This is a genomic window from Palleronia pelagia (assembly GCF_900110115.1).
In the GTDB taxonomy this organism is placed as follows: domain Bacteria; phylum Pseudomonadota; class Alphaproteobacteria; order Rhodobacterales; family Rhodobacteraceae; genus Palleronia; species Palleronia pelagia.
This window is the reverse complement of the sequence record NZ_FOCM01000003.1, coordinates 366352-382081: the sequence shown is the minus strand read 5'-3', so window position 1 is coordinate 382081 and position 15730 is coordinate 366352. Positions and strand designations below refer to the sequence as shown.

16 protein-coding genes are annotated in these 15730 nt (G+C 67.2%); 9 read left to right on the top strand and 7 right to left on the bottom strand.

The window, feature by feature from the left end:
• Positions 1-39 precede the first annotated feature (39 nt).
• Positions 40-546 carry a hypothetical protein gene (locus tag BMX96_RS08915; RefSeq protein WP_091845165.1) on the top strand — a complete coding sequence of 169 codons (507 nt, stop codon included), beginning with the start codon at positions 40-42 and terminating at the stop codon, positions 544-546.
• A gap of 103 nt (positions 547-649) precedes the next feature.
• Here BMX96_RS08915 and BMX96_RS08910 read toward each other — a convergent pair whose 3' ends face one another.
• Positions 650-1336, bottom strand: a complete 687-nt coding sequence (locus BMX96_RS08910) for a response regulator transcription factor (protein WP_073127309.1) — start codon at positions 1334-1336, stop codon at positions 650-652.
• Positions 1337-1475: 139 nt separating this feature from the next.
• Between BMX96_RS08910 and ribA the strand changes: the two genes are divergently transcribed.
• Together ribA and BMX96_RS08900 are read left to right on the top strand one after the other, a co-directional pair.
• Complete coding sequence (gene ribA, locus BMX96_RS08905; protein ID WP_091845164.1) at positions 1476-2555, top strand: GTP cyclohydrolase II; 1080 nt, start codon at positions 1476-1478, stop codon at positions 2553-2555.
• Positions 2552-3046, top strand: coding sequence for a L,D-transpeptidase family protein (locus BMX96_RS08900; protein ID WP_091845163.1), 495 nt, complete (start codon positions 2552-2554; stop codon positions 3044-3046). Before ribA ends, BMX96_RS08900 begins: the two co-directional genes overlap by 4 nt.
• Here BMX96_RS08900 and BMX96_RS08895 read toward each other — a convergent pair.
• From BMX96_RS08895 to BMX96_RS08885, 3 genes are all read right to left on the bottom strand, one after another.
• Positions 3043-3696, bottom strand: a complete 654-nt coding sequence (locus BMX96_RS08895; protein ID WP_091845162.1) for a YggS family pyridoxal phosphate-dependent enzyme — start codon at positions 3694-3696, stop codon at positions 3043-3045. The genes BMX96_RS08900 and BMX96_RS08895 overlap by 4 nt on opposite strands.
• A gap of 103 nt (positions 3697-3799) precedes the next feature.
• Entirely contained in the window at positions 3800-4852 is a 1053-nt protein-coding gene (locus BMX96_RS08890) for a porin (RefSeq protein ID WP_175481695.1), read from the bottom strand.
• A 249-nt stretch (positions 4853-5101) separates the two neighbouring features.
• Positions 5102-5356: a hypothetical protein gene (locus tag BMX96_RS08885; protein WP_091845160.1), complete on the bottom strand. Its 255-nt coding sequence runs from the start codon at positions 5354-5356 to the stop codon at positions 5102-5104.
• 293 nt (positions 5357-5649) lie between these two features.
• Between BMX96_RS08885 and BMX96_RS08880 the strand changes: the two genes are divergently transcribed.
• Positions 5650-6153 (top strand): DUF3576 domain-containing protein, encoded by a 504-nt coding sequence (locus BMX96_RS08880; protein ID WP_091845159.1) that lies wholly within the window; start codon positions 5650-5652, stop codon positions 6151-6153.
• Between the two features lie 4 nt (positions 6154-6157).
• Here the strand turns inward: BMX96_RS08880 and BMX96_RS08875 are convergent, their stop codons facing one another.
• Entirely contained in the window at positions 6158-7402 is a 1245-nt protein-coding gene (locus BMX96_RS08875; RefSeq protein WP_091845158.1) for a glycosyltransferase family 4 protein, read from the bottom strand.
• 154 nt (positions 7403-7556) lie between these two features.
• Between BMX96_RS08875 and leuS the strand changes: the two genes are divergently transcribed.
• From leuS to BMX96_RS08850, 5 genes are all read left to right on the top strand, one after another.
• Complete coding sequence (gene leuS / locus BMX96_RS08870; protein ID WP_091845157.1) at positions 7557-10106, top strand: leucine--tRNA ligase; 2550 nt, start codon at positions 7557-7559, stop codon at positions 10104-10106.
• A 76-nt stretch (positions 10107-10182) separates the two neighbouring features.
• Positions 10183-10689: an LPS assembly lipoprotein LptE gene (lptE, locus tag BMX96_RS08865; RefSeq protein ID WP_175481694.1), complete on the top strand. Its 507-nt coding sequence runs from the start codon at positions 10183-10185 to the stop codon at positions 10687-10689.
• Positions 10686-11708: a DNA polymerase III subunit delta gene (holA, locus tag BMX96_RS08860; protein ID WP_091845155.1), complete on the top strand. Its 1023-nt coding sequence runs from the start codon at positions 10686-10688 to the stop codon at positions 11706-11708. The genes lptE and holA overlap by 4 nt, the downstream gene beginning before the upstream one ends.
• Complete coding sequence (locus BMX96_RS08855; protein ID WP_073127288.1) at positions 11708-12295, top strand: glutathione S-transferase family protein; 588 nt, start codon at positions 11708-11710, stop codon at positions 12293-12295. Before holA ends, BMX96_RS08855 begins: the two co-directional genes overlap by 1 nt.
• A gap of 65 nt (positions 12296-12360) precedes the next feature.
• Positions 12361-13329: an SDR family oxidoreductase gene (locus tag BMX96_RS08850; protein ID WP_091845154.1), complete on the top strand. Its 969-nt coding sequence runs from the start codon at positions 12361-12363 to the stop codon at positions 13327-13329.
• Here BMX96_RS08850 and BMX96_RS08845 read toward each other — a convergent pair.
• Together BMX96_RS08845 and BMX96_RS08840 are read right to left on the bottom strand one after the other, a co-directional pair.
• Entirely contained in the window at positions 13326-14882 is a 1557-nt protein-coding gene (locus tag BMX96_RS08845; RefSeq protein WP_175481693.1) for an alpha-amylase family glycosyl hydrolase, read from the bottom strand. The genes BMX96_RS08850 and BMX96_RS08845 overlap by 4 nt on opposite strands.
• On the bottom strand, positions 14872-15729 hold the full coding sequence (locus tag BMX96_RS08840; RefSeq protein WP_091845152.1) for a glucose 1-dehydrogenase: 858 nt from the start codon (positions 15727-15729) through the stop codon (positions 14872-14874). The genes BMX96_RS08845 and BMX96_RS08840 overlap by 11 nt, the downstream gene beginning before the upstream one ends.
• Between the last annotated feature and the right edge of the window lies 1 nt (position 15730).

Here is a 15730-nt window from a genome sequence, read left to right as displayed (position 1 = left end):
GGCCGTTGAAGGCCCAAGTTCAAACACTCGGAGAAACGCATGTTCAGATCCGCCCTTCTGCTTTCGGCCACGCTCGCCGCGCCGGCCGTCGCCCAGACCGCCGGTGACGCGACCACGATCGGCTCGCTCGACGGGACGCTCGACGGGGTGCAGGTCGCCTATGTCATCGTCGATGGCGAGGACCGGCCCACCGGCTGGACCGAAACCGATACCGGGATCGAGCTCACGCTGCGCGCCTATCCCGCCGACGGGCCCCAGGGCGAAGACGACAGCCTGACCATCACCGTCACCGCCGACCCGTCCAGCCGCCAAGGCGAGATGCAAAGCGGCGAGGTGACGCTCACCCGCAACGGCGACACCCTGACCGCGACGGACGAGGCCATCGACCTAACGGTGAACTCGCTCGAGGTGACGGGCGACAGCCTGCTGATCGAGGGCAACATCCGCGCCACTATGGGGCCCGGCGACGCCGATCTGTCGGTCGTGTCGGACGAGGGCGTCACCCTTTCCGCCGATCTTCAGGCGACGGTCATCCGCAGCGAATGACGCGAATGGGGCGCAGCCGATCCCGGCCGCGCCCCCTTCATCTTTCCGCAAATACCTCGGAGAGCGCGAGAGGCAGCGCCTCTCGCATCCGGCGCCCGCCGGATCAGATCGCCAGGCGATAGCCCCCCGATTCGGTCACCAGCAGCCGCGCGTTCGACGGATCGGGCTCGATCTTCTGGCGCAGCCGGTAGATGTGCGTCTCCAGCGTGTGGGTCGTCACGCCCGCGTTGTAGCCCCAGACCTCGTGAAGCAGCACGTCGCGCGCCACGACGCCCTCGGTCGCGCGATACAGGAACTTGAGGATGTTGGTTTCCTTCTCGGTCAGGCGGATCTTCTTGTCGGCCTCATCCACCAGGACCTTCTGGGCGGGACGGAAGGAATAGGGCCCGAGCGAGAAGACGGCATCCTCGGACTGCTCGTGCTGGCGCAGCTGGGCGCGGATGCGGGCCAGCAGGACGGGGAACTTGAACGGCTTCGTGACATAATCGTTCGCGCCGGCGTCCAGCCCAAGGATGGTGTCGGCATCGCTGTCATGGCCCGTCAGCATCAGAACCGGGCATTTCACCCCCTGCTTGCGCATGAGCTTGCACAGCTCGCGCCCATCGGTGTCAGGCAGGCCAACGTCCAGGATCACCAGGTCGAACCGGCCTTCCTTGACCTTCTCCATGGCATTCGCACCGGTTTCGGCCTCGAACACGTCGAAATCCTCGGTCAGCATCAGCTGTTCGCTGAGCGCATCTCGCAGGTCGTCGTCGTCATCGACCAAAAGAAGCTTTTTCAAACCACTCATTGCATACCTCCGGCATATCAACTTCGGAGGTGGCGGCAGGGTCCCAGTTTAGCAAGATTGCGCTGCGCCGACTCACGGGGTCGTGTCACAAATGCGAGATATGTTTCACTTTTCCGGGGTTCGCGGCTAGGCAGAGCGCATGGTCTCACCCTCTCCCTTCCTGCCCGACCGCGCCGAACGCCTGGCCCGTGCGGTATCCGACATGCGGCTGGGGCTGGCGGTCGCCATCGGCGGGGGCGACACCACCTGGCTGGCGATTTCGGCCGAGCGGGCCGACCCCGCGCGGCTGGACGCGATGACCGAGACCGGCACGGCGCACCTGGCCGTCACCGCGCGCCGGGCCGAAACGCTGAAGATCAGTGTCTACGACGGCGACATGGCCCGACTGTCCCTGCCGCGCGCGGTCGATCGGGCGTGGTTGGGCGGCGTGATCGATCCGGCCAATGACCTGGCGCAGCCGATGAAGGGGCCATTCCTTGCGCTGCGGGGCGGCGACGCGGCCCCGTCGCGCGCCGCGCTTCTGCTGCTGCGCAAGGCCGAGCTGCTGCCCGCCGCCATCGTCGCGCCGGTGGAGTCCGTGCCCGAGGGCGTCCTGCGCATCTCGCTGTCCGACATGGCGGCCGTGTCGCAGACGACGCTCGCGCACGTGGTCTCCGCCCGCCTGCCCATCGCGGCCGAGGTGAACAGCGCCTTGCAGATCTTCCGCCCCGACGGCCTGGGCGACGAGCATTATGCCGTCGTCGTGGGGAAACCGGACAGGTCCGCGCCGGTGCTGACGCGGCTGCATTCGGCCTGTTTCACCGGCGACGTGCTCGGCTCGCTCAAATGCGATTGCGGCCCGCAGTTGAACGCGGCGCTGCGGCAGATGGCCCAGGCGGGTGGTGGCGTCCTGCTTTACCTGAACCAGGAGGGGCGCGGCATCGGGCTGGCCAACAAGATGCGCGCCTATTCCCTCCAGGACCAGGGCTTCGACACGGTCGAGGCGAACCACCGGCTTGGTTTCGACGACGATGAACGGAATTTCGGACTGGGCGGCCAGATCCTGCGGCAGATGCGAATCGGTCGGATCAAGCTGATGACGAACAACCCGCGCAAGCTGGCCGCCTTCGACGCCGAGGGGATCGAGGTGGTCGAGCGTGTGCCGCTCTGGGTCGGTGAAGGCGATTTCAACCGCGACTACCTGCGGGTGAAGCATGAACGCTCGGGGCACCTGGAATGAGACCCGAGGACATGGTCCTGACGCCGCGCGGTCTGCGGTTCATGGGGCGCACCCTGCCGTGCTCGATCGGGCGCGGCGGATTGAGCGGACGCAAGCGCGAGGGCGACGGCGCCACACCCCGCGGCATTCACCGGATCGTCGGGATGCTCTATCGCCCCGACCGCGTGGCCCGGCCGACCGACTGGGCCCTGCCCATCGGGCCGTGCGACCTGTGGTCCGACGATCCGAGCGATCCCGATTACAACAAGATGGTGCGCGCGCCCCATGGTTTCTCGCACGAGACGCTGCGCCGGGCGGACCCGCTGTATGACCTCGTGATCCTCACGGACTGGAACTGGCCCATCTCCGCGCCCGGACGCGGGTCGGCCATCTTCCTTCATCGCTGGCGGCGGCCCGGCTATCCGACCGAAGGCTGCGTGGCACTGGCGCCGGAAGACCTGCTGTGGATGGCCCGCCGGATCACCTACCAGACCCGGCTGATCGTCGCCTAGCCGGTCACGCGCGCGCCGAAGATGGCCGAGCCGACGCGCACATGGGTGGCACCGGCGGCGATGGCGGCCTCGAAATCGCCGCTCATCCCCATGGAAAGGCCGTCGAGCCCGTTGCGCGCGGCAAGATCGGCCAACAGGCGAAAATGCGGCGTCGGGTCCGTATCGATGGGCGGAATGCACATGAGCCCGATGACCGGCAGGCTCAGGGACCGGCATTCGGCCACGAAAGCGTCGGTGTCGTCGACCGCGACGCCTGCCTTCTGGGTCTCGTCGCCGGTGTTCACCTGCACGAACAGGTCGGGGCAGTGGCCGATCTCGTCCGCGATGCGGGCGATGGTGCGGGCGAGCTTGGGACGGTCGAGCGTCTGGATCGTTCCGAACAGCTCCATCGCCGCGCGGGTCTTGTTGGATTGCAGCGGACCGATCAGGTGCAGGTCCAGGTCGCCGTAGCGCTCGGCGAAGCCGGGCCACTTGCCCTGCGCCTCCTGCACGCGGTTCTCGCCGAACGACCGGTGACCCTGCTCCAGCACCGCCTCGACCCGTTCGTCGGGCTGTACCTTGCTGACGGCGATCAGCCGGACCGAGCCGGGATCGCGGCCCGCGTCGGTTTCCGCCTTGGCGATCCGGGTCTTGATATCGGTCAGGGACATGGCGCGGCTCCGATCGTTGGGGTCACGCGCCGATATAGCCCCGCGCAAAAGAAAAGGGCAGGTCCGAAGACCTGCCCAATCCGTGTTTCCAATCCCTGTGGGATCAGAAGGCCATCGCGATACCGAACGAGTAGGTGTGGCGGTCCAGATCAGGGCCAGCACCGTTATCGTAGTCGCTGCGGCCATAGCCTGCTTGCAGCGATGCACCACCGCCAAGATCGTAGTTAGCAATCAGGCCGTAGCCGTCCACGTCGCCGTTAGAGGTGTCAAACTGGCCGTAGTTAGCGGCAACCAGCAGCTGACCGAACTCATACCCAACAGCAACACCGATGTGATCATTGATTTCGATGCCCGGAGCAACGAAGCCACCAAAAGTGGTACCGGCGGCAGCGCTGGTGAAGGCGTCGTCGAAGTCAGTGTAGTTGAAGATCGCCGACAGGCCACTGTCCATAGACATGCTCGCGCTGAAGCCGAGCGCAGAAGCGGAGGTACCACCAGCAGCTGCGCCGTTGTTATCGCCGTTCTCTTGGTAGCCAAGACCAAATGCATAGGCGATTGTCCCGAACTCGCCTTCATAACGGGCACCGACACCGAACGTATCGTCGCCGCCAGCTGCATCCTGCACTTCAGCGGAGACGCCTACGCTGAAACCGCCAAACGAATAGTCGTAACGAGCGATTTGACCGTCAAGGCCGAAAGCGCCGTCCAGCAGCGAGTTCCCGTTGTAGCCGCCGTGCTCATGGTTGTCGCCCAGCGACGCGCCGATGAGGGCTTCGTCCATCGCCCAGTCCAGCGCGCCGTCGGTGTCGCCCATGGTCAGGGTACCGTATGCACCCGACACGAAGATGGTCGCCCCGCCGTCGTCCGAGTCGTCCTGAGTGGCACCCGACTCGGCACCGCCGGTAGTTGCGTTATTATCGCCAATCTGTTCGTCGATATCGACCGAGGCACCGAAGGTCAGGCCGCCGTCGGTTTCACCCGACATCGAGAAGGTGACGTCGATGTCCGTGTGGAACTGGTCTTCGATGTCCACGTTCGCAGCGGTTTCGCCGCCGAAGATACCCATCTCGGCCGAGCCGGACAGGTCGACGCTTTGGGCCATCGCGAAGCTAGTCGAAGCAACCAGCGCAGTGGTCGCAAAAAGGATATTTTTCATGCTTTCCCTCATGATCTCATTTCCGGTCCCAAAGGGCTGTGCCCCGTGAGTACGAGGGTGGAGTGCGCCTTTCCCCTGCACGATTCAAGCGATGGCGATTGTCGCCCGGACCACGGCGCCCGGATTGGTGCAGTCCTGCCACAGTCCGCAGAGCCGCCCGTCGCGAATTCATCAGTCAAAAATAAAAAGGCCGCCCCGAAGGACGGCCTTTCTCGCAGCGGGGCGCTGACCCCACTGCAATGGAAGCAATTACTCGTCCATCGCGATGGCGCGGATGCGCTGGCACTTCTCGGACTCGTCATCCGAGTCGGACGCGATGGTGATGCCGGCGACCTGCGCCATGGTCAGTTCGTCGACCATGTTGCCATCGATGTCGCACGTGCGCAGGGCGCGGAAGACCTTGCCGGTCAGCATGGTGACTTCGGCGTCTTGGGCCATGGCGGCGGGCGCGGTGGCACCGGCCAGGGTTGCGGATGCGGCGATGACGGTCAGAATACGTTTCATAGTAGTAGTCCCTTCTTTTCAGTTTCAGGCCGCTAGCGCGGCTTCGGAATGCCACCTAGGCGGCGGTTAGCGTTCGGCAACCAGATTTTTCTGAGGTGCCTTGCTGGACCGATAACACCATTGCCCTGTCATAGGTTTCACGTGTCGATTACTTTTTTTACAGCCATCGCAAGGCATTGGGTGTGTCAAGGCGGCCCGGGCCCGCGAATGAACGGCCGCACAACGATTCTTGCCCGTGCAGCGCGGCTGGGGTAGGCAAGGTCGAAATGGGTCTGACGGGGCGGACGAACACTATGAAATCATCCCTTTTCGTGATCGGCGGTTTGATCGCCGCCGCGCTGAGCCTGTCCGCCTGCGGCACGCGCGAATCCCGCGACGGCCTGATTCCCAACCAGGACCGCCAGGCCAGCATCCTGCGCCAGCGCGAAAGCACGCCGCTGGGCGGCCCGCGGCGCGAGACGATCTGGGACCTGTTCTCCAACGCCGACAATCCCAACACCACGGTCGAGGTGAACAAGTACATCTGGGCCGCCACGCAGCAGGTCCTGGATTTCATGCCGGTCGAGACCGCCGACCCCTTCTCGGGCGTGCTGGTCTACGGCTACGGGCGCCCGCCAGGCGGCGGGGCGGCCTATCGCGGCACGGTCTACGTCACCGACCCGGCGCTGGATGCGCGGTCACTGAACGTGGCGCTGTCCACGCGGTCGGGCCCTGTGAACGCCGCCACCACCCGCGCGATCGAGGACGCGATCCTGACCCGCGCCCGCCAGCTGCGCATCGCCGAAGGCGCGCTCTGACGCGTCAGTGGCGGGGCGCCACCAGCGCATCCACCCATTCGAACTGCTTCGGCAGGCAAACGCGCTTCAGGTCGTAGTGATCGACCACGTGCGCCCGCGCGGCCTTGCCCATCGCGCGGCGCTTGTCGGGATCGCTCAGCAGGCGGTCGATGGCATCGACCATCCGCTCCTTGTCGAAGAAGTCCACCAGCAAAGCCGTCTCGTCGTGGCGCATGACTTCGCGCACCGGGGCGGTGTCGCTGGCGACGATTGCCGCCTCGCAGGCCATGGCCTCGAGCGCCGACCAGCTGAGCACAAACGGATAGGTGAGATACAGGTGCACCCGCGCCACCTGAAGCAGCCGGGTGAAATCGCCCCGAGCGACACGGCCAACGAAGTGCACGCGCGCCCAGTCCGCATCCGGAATGCACCCGCGCACCTCGGCGATCATCTTGTCCTTCCAGGTGCCGCCTTCCTTGGGGGGGCTGCCGTAGCTGAGACCGTCCTCGCCCACCACGATGACCTGCGCCTTCGGACGGCGGCGCAGGAGCTCGGGCAGGATGCGCATGAAGACATGGAAGCCGCGATAGGGCTCGAGGTTGCGATTGACGAAGGTGACGACTTCGTCGTCCCGCGTCCAGCTTCCATGGCCCTCGAGCGTCAGCCGCACCTCGGGGTCGGGTCGGATCGCATCCGTGTCGATACCGTCATGCAGCACCGTCAGCCGCTGGCGCAGTTCGGGCGGGTGCGAATCGGCCTGCCAATGGGTCGGGCTGATGCCGGCATCCGCCTGCTCCAGCTGCATCCGCATGGCCATGTTCTTGAACATCATCCGCGGCCCGCGGCCCAGCTCGTTCGGATTGGCGAATTCCGGGTCGAAATCCACGTCGGCCCCTTCGGTGGCATAGAAGAACTCGCAGAAGATGCCGATGCGGGCGTCCGGCCAGACCTCGCGCAGGAACAGCGCCTCGCCCCAGCCGGAATGCGCGATGATAGCGTCGGGCTTCAGCCCCCGTGCCTTCAGCGCCAATGCCGCGCGCAGCACCACGGTCCCCCGGTCCACCGCCCGGTTCATGGTGTTCAGCCACGGGTGCAGCTTCTGGTCCTTGGGCTCGTCATAGGCGTAGGGAATCAGCCGCACGCCGCGCCAGGTGTCGGGTTTGGAGAACCGCGAGCTCAGCGCGAAGACCTGGTGCCCCTTGGCCGCCAGCGCGGGCGCGAGATGGGCGAACTGGCCCGGGAAATTCTGGTGAAGAAACAGGAAAACCATCGCACCATCATGCTGACCACTGGGACTGCCTCGATCCATACCGGATTTTCCCCGCCTGATAAGGGGGAAACCCGCGCCTTGGCGCTGGACGCTCGGCCCGCCCCCCCATATCAATCACCCGATCATTCTGGACCGACCCGAACAAAGAGCCGCCATGCCCCGCTACGACGCCAAGACCTCCGAGCCCCGCTGGCAAAAGGCGTGGGACGAGGCCGGCACCTTCACCGCCCGCCGCGATGACGCCAAGCCGAAATACTACGTGCTCGAGATGTTTCCCTACCCGTCGGGGAACCTGCATATCGGCCACGTGCGGAACTACGCCATGGGCGACGTGGTGGCGCGCTACAAGCTGGCGACCGGCCACGCGGTGCTGCACCCGATGGGCTGGGACGCGTTCGGACTGCCGGCCGAGAATGCCGCGCAGGAGCGCAAGATCCATCCCGGCGACTGGACCTATGCCAACATCGCCAACATGAAGGCGCAGTTCGCGCGTCTGGGCCTGTCGCTGGACTGGTCCCGCGAATTCGCCACCTGCGACCCCGAGTATTACGGCCAGCAGCAGGCCATGTTCCTGGATTTCCTGGAAAAGGGCCTGGTCTACCGCAAGAACGCGGTGGTGAACTGGGACCCGGTCGACATGACGGTTCTGGCGAACGAGCAGGTGGAGGACGGGCGCGGCTGGCGCTCGGGCGCGCTGGTCGAGCGGCGCGAGCTGACGCAGTGGTTCTTCCGCATCTCCGACTACTCCGACGAGCTGCTGTCGGCGCTGGATACGCTCGACAACTGGCCCGACAAGGTCAAGACGATGCAGGCCAACTGGATCGGCAAGTCGCGCGGCCTGCAATTCGCCTTCGGGCTGGTGGACGGGCCGGACGGCCACGACCGGATCGAGGTCTATACCACGCGCCCCGACACGCTGATGGGCGCCAGCTTCGTCGGCATCTCGCCCGACCATCCGCTGGCCAAGCAGCTCGAGCAGGACGATCCCGACCTCGCCGCCTTCAACGCCGAGTGCCGCAAGATGGGCACCGCCGAGGAAGAGCTGGAGAAGGCCGAGAAGCGCGGCTTCGACACCGGGCTGCGCGTGCGCCACCCGTTTGACACGGCATGGGAGCTGCCGGTCTACGTCGCGAATTTCATCCTGATGGACTACGGCACCGGCGCGATCTTCGGCTGCCCGGCCCATGACGCGCGCGACCTGGAATTCGCCCGCAAGTACGACCTGCCGGTCGCCTCGACCTTCGAGCCGGCCGAGGGCGACCACACCCCCCCCGAGGACGGCGGCGAGGCCTACGTCCCGCCGAAGTCGCAGCCGGTGAAATACGTGCGCGGCTTCGCCGGCGACGAGGTTCAGACCGGCGACGCGGCCATCGATGCGGCCATCGCGTTCTGCGAAGCCAACGGCGTCGGCCAGGGCGTGACCAAGTTCCGCCTGCGCGACTGGGGCCTGTCGCGGCAACGCTATTGGGGCTGCCCGATCCCGGTGGTCCATTGCGACGCCTGCGGCGTGGTGCCGGAGAAGAAGGAGAACCTGCCGGTCAAGCTGCCCGAGGACGTGAGCTTCGACACGCCCGGCAACCCGCTGGACCGTCACCCGACCTGGCGCGACGTGCCCTGCCCCAGTTGCGGCGCGCCCGCCAAGCGCGAGACCGACACGATGGACACCTTCGTGGATTCGTCGTGGTACTTCGCGCGTTTCACCTCGCCCGGCGCCACGACGCCCACAGACCCGGACGAGGCCGCGTACTGGATGAACGTGGACCAGTATATCGGCGGGGTCGAACACGCGATCCTGCACCTGCTCTACGCCCGCTTCTACGCCCGGGCGATGAACGATTGCGGCCACCTGCCCGACGCGGCGCGCGAACCCTTCGACGCGCTGTTCACGCAAGGCATGGTGACGCACGAAATCTACATGACGAAGGATGCGTCCGGCCGGCCGGTCTATCACCTGCCCTCGGACGTGACCGACGGGAAACTGGCCGACGGCACCGAGGTCGAGATCATCCCGTCGGCCAAGATGTCGAAGTCGAAGAAGAACGTGGTCGACCCGGTCGAGATCATCGACCAGTACGGCGCCGATACCGCGCGCTGGTTCGTGTTGTCCGACAGCCCGCCCGAGCGTGACGTGGAATGGACAGCCGCCGGCGCCGAGGCCGCCAGCAAGCACCTGGCCCGCGTCTGGCGCATCGCCGAGGGCGCCAGCGACGCACCCGAGACCGGCAGCGGCGACGAGGAGCTCGAGCGCGAGCGGCACAAGGCCATCCACGACGTGACCATGGGAATCGAGAGCTTCGGCTTCAACACGTCCGTCGCGCGTCTCTATGCCTTCGCCAACACGCTGTCGAAATCCAAGGCCGGCCGCGCCGCGCAGGTCCGCGCCGCGCGCACCATGGCGCAGCTCATGGCACCCATGACCCCGCACCTGAGCGAAGAGATCTGGCGCCTGCTGGGCGGCGAAGGCCTGATCGCCAACGCTCCGTGGCCCCAGGCCGACGAGTCCATGCTGGTCGAGGACGAGGTGACTATGCCGATCCAGATCAACGGCAAGCGCCGGGCCGAGATCACGGTCCCCCGCGACATGGCCAAGGACGCGGTCGAGGCGCGCGCGCTGGAAACCCACGCGGTGCAGAAGGCCCTGGACGGCGGCAGCCCCAAGAAGGTGATCGTCGTGCCCGGGCGCATCGTGAACGTGGTGGTCTGACATGGGGCGCGGGGCGCAAAGGATCCGGGATCTCGTCGCCAGGACGGCCGGGCTGTTCTTCGGCAGACCATCCTTGATGATCTGCGCGCCCCTGCTGGTCGCCGCCTGCGGCTTCACCCCGGTCTACGGTCCGCAGGGGGTGGCGCGGGGGCTTTACGGCCAGATCCAGGTCGCCCCGCCGCGCGACGTGCCGGGCTATATCCTGGCCCGTGAGTTGCAGCAGCGCCTGGGCCTGGTCGACGGCGCCGCGCCCTATGACCTGACGGCCGAGGTCGACGTGAACGAGACCGGCCTCGGGATCACCCCCGACCAGGAGATCACGCGCATCCGCCTGCAGGGCACGCTCAGCTACCGGCTGTCGGACAGCAGCACCGGGGCCGCGATCCGCACCGGGTCGGTGCAGAACTTCACGTCGTACTCGGCGCCGGTGTTCAGTGCCGCGCGGCAATCCATCGCCGGCAACTCGGTCACCGTGGCGGTCGCCGAGGAAGACGCGGTCGAGCGGTTGATGACCATCCTCGCCGACCAGCTGGTGGCCGAGCTTCTGGCCACGGCGCCCGACTGGCGCGGGCCGACGCCTTGAAGCTGAACAAGGCCGACGCCAACGCCTGGATCGCGACCCCCCCGCCGGACCGACCCGGCACGCTGATCCACGGCGACGACGCCATGCGCGTGGCGCTGAAACGGCAGGAGCTGATCGCGAACCTGACCGGCCCAGATGCCGAGGAGGAAATGCGCATCACCCGGCTGCAGGCCGCCGACCTGTCCGGAGACAAGGCGGCCCTGGCCGACGCGGTGAAGGCGCAGGGCTTCTTCCCCGGCCCCCGCGCCGTCCTGGTCGAGGATGCGACGAACAACCAGGCGAAGGTCGTGCTGGCGGCGCTGGACGACTGGCGGCCCGGCGATGCCCACATGGTGGTGACCGCCAAGGCGCAGAAACCCAGCTCGGCCCTGCGCAAGGCGTTCGAGAGCCACAAGGCCACCGCCTGCATCGGCGTCTACGACGAACCCATGAGCCGCGCGGACATTGCCGAGGCGCTGTCGAAGGCCGGGCTGACGCGGGTGGATCCCGACGCGCAGGCCGCGTTGAACGACCTGGCCGCCGCGCTGGACCCGGGCGATTTCCGGCAATTGCTGGACAAGCTGTCGCTTTACAAGTCGGGCGACGAGACGGCCCTGTCGCCGCAGGATGTAGCCGCCTGCGCGCCCGCCTCGACCGAGGCCGACCCGGACGAGATCGTCGCCATCGTCGCCGACAACCGCGTCGAGCGGATCGGCCCGGTGATGGCACGGCTCTGGTCGCAGGGGGCGCAGCCCGTGGCCCTGTGCATCGCGGCCCAGCGCCATTTCCGCACGCTTCTGACCGCCGCCGCCGACCCGGGCGGCCCCGGCGCCGGCATCGGTCGACTGCGCCCGCCGGTCTACGGCCCGCGCCGCGACGCGATGCTGCGGCAGGCCCAGCACTGGGGTACGCCACGGCTTGAACAGGCGGTGCATCTTCTGACAGACACCGACCTTGCGCTGCGGTCCTCGGCCCGGGCGCCCGCCGCGGCGCTGCTGGAACGCGCCTTCATTCGACTTGCCATGATGGGAAAACGCTGATGCTGACACTCTACGGATCGCCCAAGACGCGCGCCTTCCGGCCGCTGTGGCTGCTCGAAGAGCTCGAGCTCGACTTCGCGCACAAGCCCGTCGCGCCCCATGACGACGCGCTGCGCAAGCTGAACCCCTCGGGCAAGGTGCCGGTCCTTGTGGCCAACGGCGTGTCGGTGACCGACTCGACCGCGATCCTGTCCTACCTCGCCGATCGCGAGGACAAGCTGACTGCCCGGCCCGGCACGCTGGACCGCGCGCGGCAGGACGCGGTGATGCAGCAGGTTCTGGACGAGATGGACGCGGTGCTGTGGTGCGCCGCGCGCCACAGCTTCATCCTGCCCGAAGAGCGGCGCGTGCCCGAGATCAAGGACAGCCTGAAGTGGGAGTTCGAGCGCAACCTGAACCGCATCGCGACCCGGCTGGAGGACACGGCCTATATCGCGGGCGAGGACATGACCATCGCCGACATCGTCTTCACCCATTGCCTGGGCTGGGCGATGGTGGCGAAGTTCCCGCTCGAGAACACGGCGGCCCGGGCCTACCTGGACCGGATGCGCGAACGCCCCGCCTATAATCGCGCCACCGGGCGCTGAGTCGGAACGAAGCCCGCTGGCCGGGGTTGGGCGGAAACGTCCAGTCGAACCCCGGAGCGCGCGCAATGATCCAGAAAACAGCCATCGTCTGCGGCGGCAGTGCCGGCGTGGGGCGCGCGATCGTCGACGCGCTGCTGGCCCGGGGCTACCGCGTGGGCGCCATCGCGCGCGGCAAGGACCGCCTGGCCGAGATGGAGACGCTGGACGGTGTCGCCACGGCCAGCGCCGATGTCTCGGACGCGGAGGCCCTGTCGCAGGCCGTGGGAACGCTGGTGGAACAGCTCGGCAAGCCGTCGGTCTGGGTGAATGCCGCGATGCTGACCAGCTTTTCGCCCTTCCCCAAGGTCGCCGCGGATGAGTTCCGCCGCATCGTCGACGTCACCTTCATCGGCCAGGTAAACGGCACGCGGCTGGCGCTGGAGCACATGGACCGGGGCAACATCGTCAACGTGGGCTCGGGCCTCGCCTACCGGCCGGTGCCGTTCCAGGGGGCCTATTGCGCGGCCAAGCACGCGATCAACGGGTTCACCTCGTCGCTCCGCTCCGAGCTGCTGCGCGAGAAATCCCCGATCGTCCTGTCGCTGGTGCAACTGCCCGCGATCAACACGCCGCAGTTCGACTGGGCGCGCAACCGGCTGGAAGACATGCCGCAGCCCGCCCCGCCGATCTTCCAGCCCGAAGTGGCGGCGCGGGGCGTGATGAAGGCCATCGACACCGACGCGCGCGAGATCTTCGTGGGCACATCGGTGCTGAAGCTGACCCTGCCGAACTTCTTCCTGCCCGACTGGCTGGACCGCAAGCTGGCCTCGTCCGGGGCCGAAATGCAGAAATCCGACCGGAACGAACCGGGCGGACGTCCCGACAACCTGTGGGATCCGGTCGACTACCCCTCCCGCGCGCAGGGCAGCTTCGGCGACCGCGCCAAGGATGACGGGATGATCGTGGACGCCGACCTGACGCGCAAGCTGGCCCTGGGCGGGCTGGTCGGCGTGCCGCTGATCGTCGGCCTGCTGATCGGGCTGCTGCTGGGCTAGGCCCGCGCCAGAACCGCGCCGAAGCGTGGCAATTGGCCGGACTCCAGCGCCACGGCCCGCTCGACCCCGTCGGTGGGCACCGGCACAGGCGTGTCGCCGAAGTTGAAGATCGCCTGCCACGCCTGGCCGTCGACATTGATGTCGAGCCGCAGAACGTCGCCTTCGGCATGGGCCGACACTGCATCCGGCGCGGCGAAGCCCACGGCCCGTCGGAGCGACAGTGCCCGGCGGTAGAACGTCAGCACCGAGTCCGGATCGTCGGCCTGCGCCGCGACGGATGCGCCGGCGTCCCATTTCATAGGCAGCCACGTGTCGCGTGCGCGAGAGAAGCCGCGGTTCGGCCGCTGTTCGGTCCAGGGGATCGGCACGCGCGCCCCGTCGCGCCCTGGGCCGTCGGGCCAGTAGATCAGGTCGTGCGGATCCTTCACCACCTCGCGCGGGAGGTCGGGCTGCGGCAGGCCCAGCTCCTCGCCCTGGAACAGCATGATCGCGCCGGGAAGGACCGATAGCAGCAGGGCATAGAACTTGGCCGACCGCGCGCTGCCATCGCCCTTGGTGCTGACATGGCGGGCGACATCGTGGCTCGAGAACCACCATGGCGCGATCCACCGGCCGTCCATGGCGTCGATGGTGTCCGCGATCCCCCGCGCGGTGCCCGCGATCTCGCCCAGCCTGAGCGTGTAGGCCGCGTCGAGCCGCCCGTCCCGGGTGAAGTTCAGCGACATCTCGACGGCGCGGTTGCCGGAATTGTTCTCGCCCACCAGCCAGATGTCGGGCCCGGCCCATTCGCGCACCGTGCCGCCGAAGGCCGCGCCGTCGCCCGGCAGCATGTCGTAGACATGGTCCTGCCAGGTGTAGGGGTTGTGCGGCGCGCCGCTTACCAGCGCCTTCACCTCGGCCGTGGCGGGCGGATTGTCCTTCATGGACTCGTCGAACAGGTAGGACGTGATCGCATCCATGCGGAAGCCATCGACGCCGCGGTCGCGCCAGAAGGCAACGGTCTTGTGGTGGTCGTCCTGCACCGCCTGGTTGCGCAGATCCAGAGACGGCTGGCAGCGCAGAAACTGGTGAAAATAGTATTGCTGGCGCTTGTGGTTCCACGTCCAGGCCGGCTCGCCGAAGAAGCTCAGCCAGTTGTTGGGCGCGGTGCCGTCGGGCTTCGGATCGCGCCAGACGTAGCGCGCGGCCATGTCCTCGTCCCCGTCGATCCCGGCGCGGAAATTCGCGTGGTCGCAGGAGGTGTGGTTGAACACCAGGTCGCAGACGACGCCCAGCCCCATCTCGTGGGTCCGGGCGACGATGCGATCCACGTCATCCAGCGTGCCGTAACGGGGATCGACGGCCCGGTGATCGGTGATGTCGTATCCGCCGTCCGCCATGGGCGAACAGTAGAAGGGCGCCAGCCAGATGGCGTCGACGCCAAGGTCGCGGACGTGGCCGAGATTGTCGGCCACGCCCCTGAGGTCCCCCTCGCCCGTCGTTCCCGTGTCCCGGAAGGACCGCGGGTAGATCTCGTAGAGCGTGGGGTTGCGCAGCCTGCGCCTAGGCTCCAACGACCATGCCCCCGTTGGGATGCAGCGTCTGGCCGGTGAAGTAGTTGCCGTCATCGCTGGCCAGGAACAGGAAGGCGGTCGCCACCTCCCACGGTTGGCCCGCGCGGCCCATGGGCGTGCCCGAGCCGAAATCCTCGACCTGTTCGGGTGGCATGGTGCCGGGGATGAAGGGGGTCCAGATCGGGCCTGGCGCCACCGCGTTCACGCGAATGCCGCGCGAGGCCAGGTTCGACGACATCGACCGCGTGAAGGCCAGAGACGCGCCGCGCGTGGTCGAGTAGGTGACCAGCGACCCCATCCCGGCGAAGGCATTGACGGACGAGGTGTTCACGATGGCCGCGCCTTCGCCCAGATGCGGCAGCGCCGCCTGGGTCATGAAGAAATAGCTCATCACGTTGCTGTCGATCATCCGGCGCAGGGTCTCTTCGCTGATCTCGGCGAAGTCCTCGTCGATGAACTGCTGGGCGGCGTTGTTGATCAGGATGTCGATCTTGCCGAACCGCTCGAGCGTCTTTGCGACGGCGGCTTCGCAGTTTTCCTTATGACCGAGATCGCCCTCGATCAGCAGGGCCTCGCCGCCCTCGTCCTGTTCGACGATGCGCTGGGTTTCCTCAGCGTCCCGGCTTTCTTCCAGGTAGGCGATCGCCACCTTCGCCCCTTCGCGCGCGAAGAGCGCGGCGACCGCGCGGCCGATGCCGCTGTCGCCCCCGGTGATCAGAGCGACCTTGCCCGCCAGCTTGCCCGCGCCGGGGTGGCGCGGCGCGTAGTCGGGCTTGGGGTCCATCTTGTGTTCGTCCGCGGGCATGTTGTCCTGTGCCTGCGGCGGGATTTTCACATGTTCGTTCATC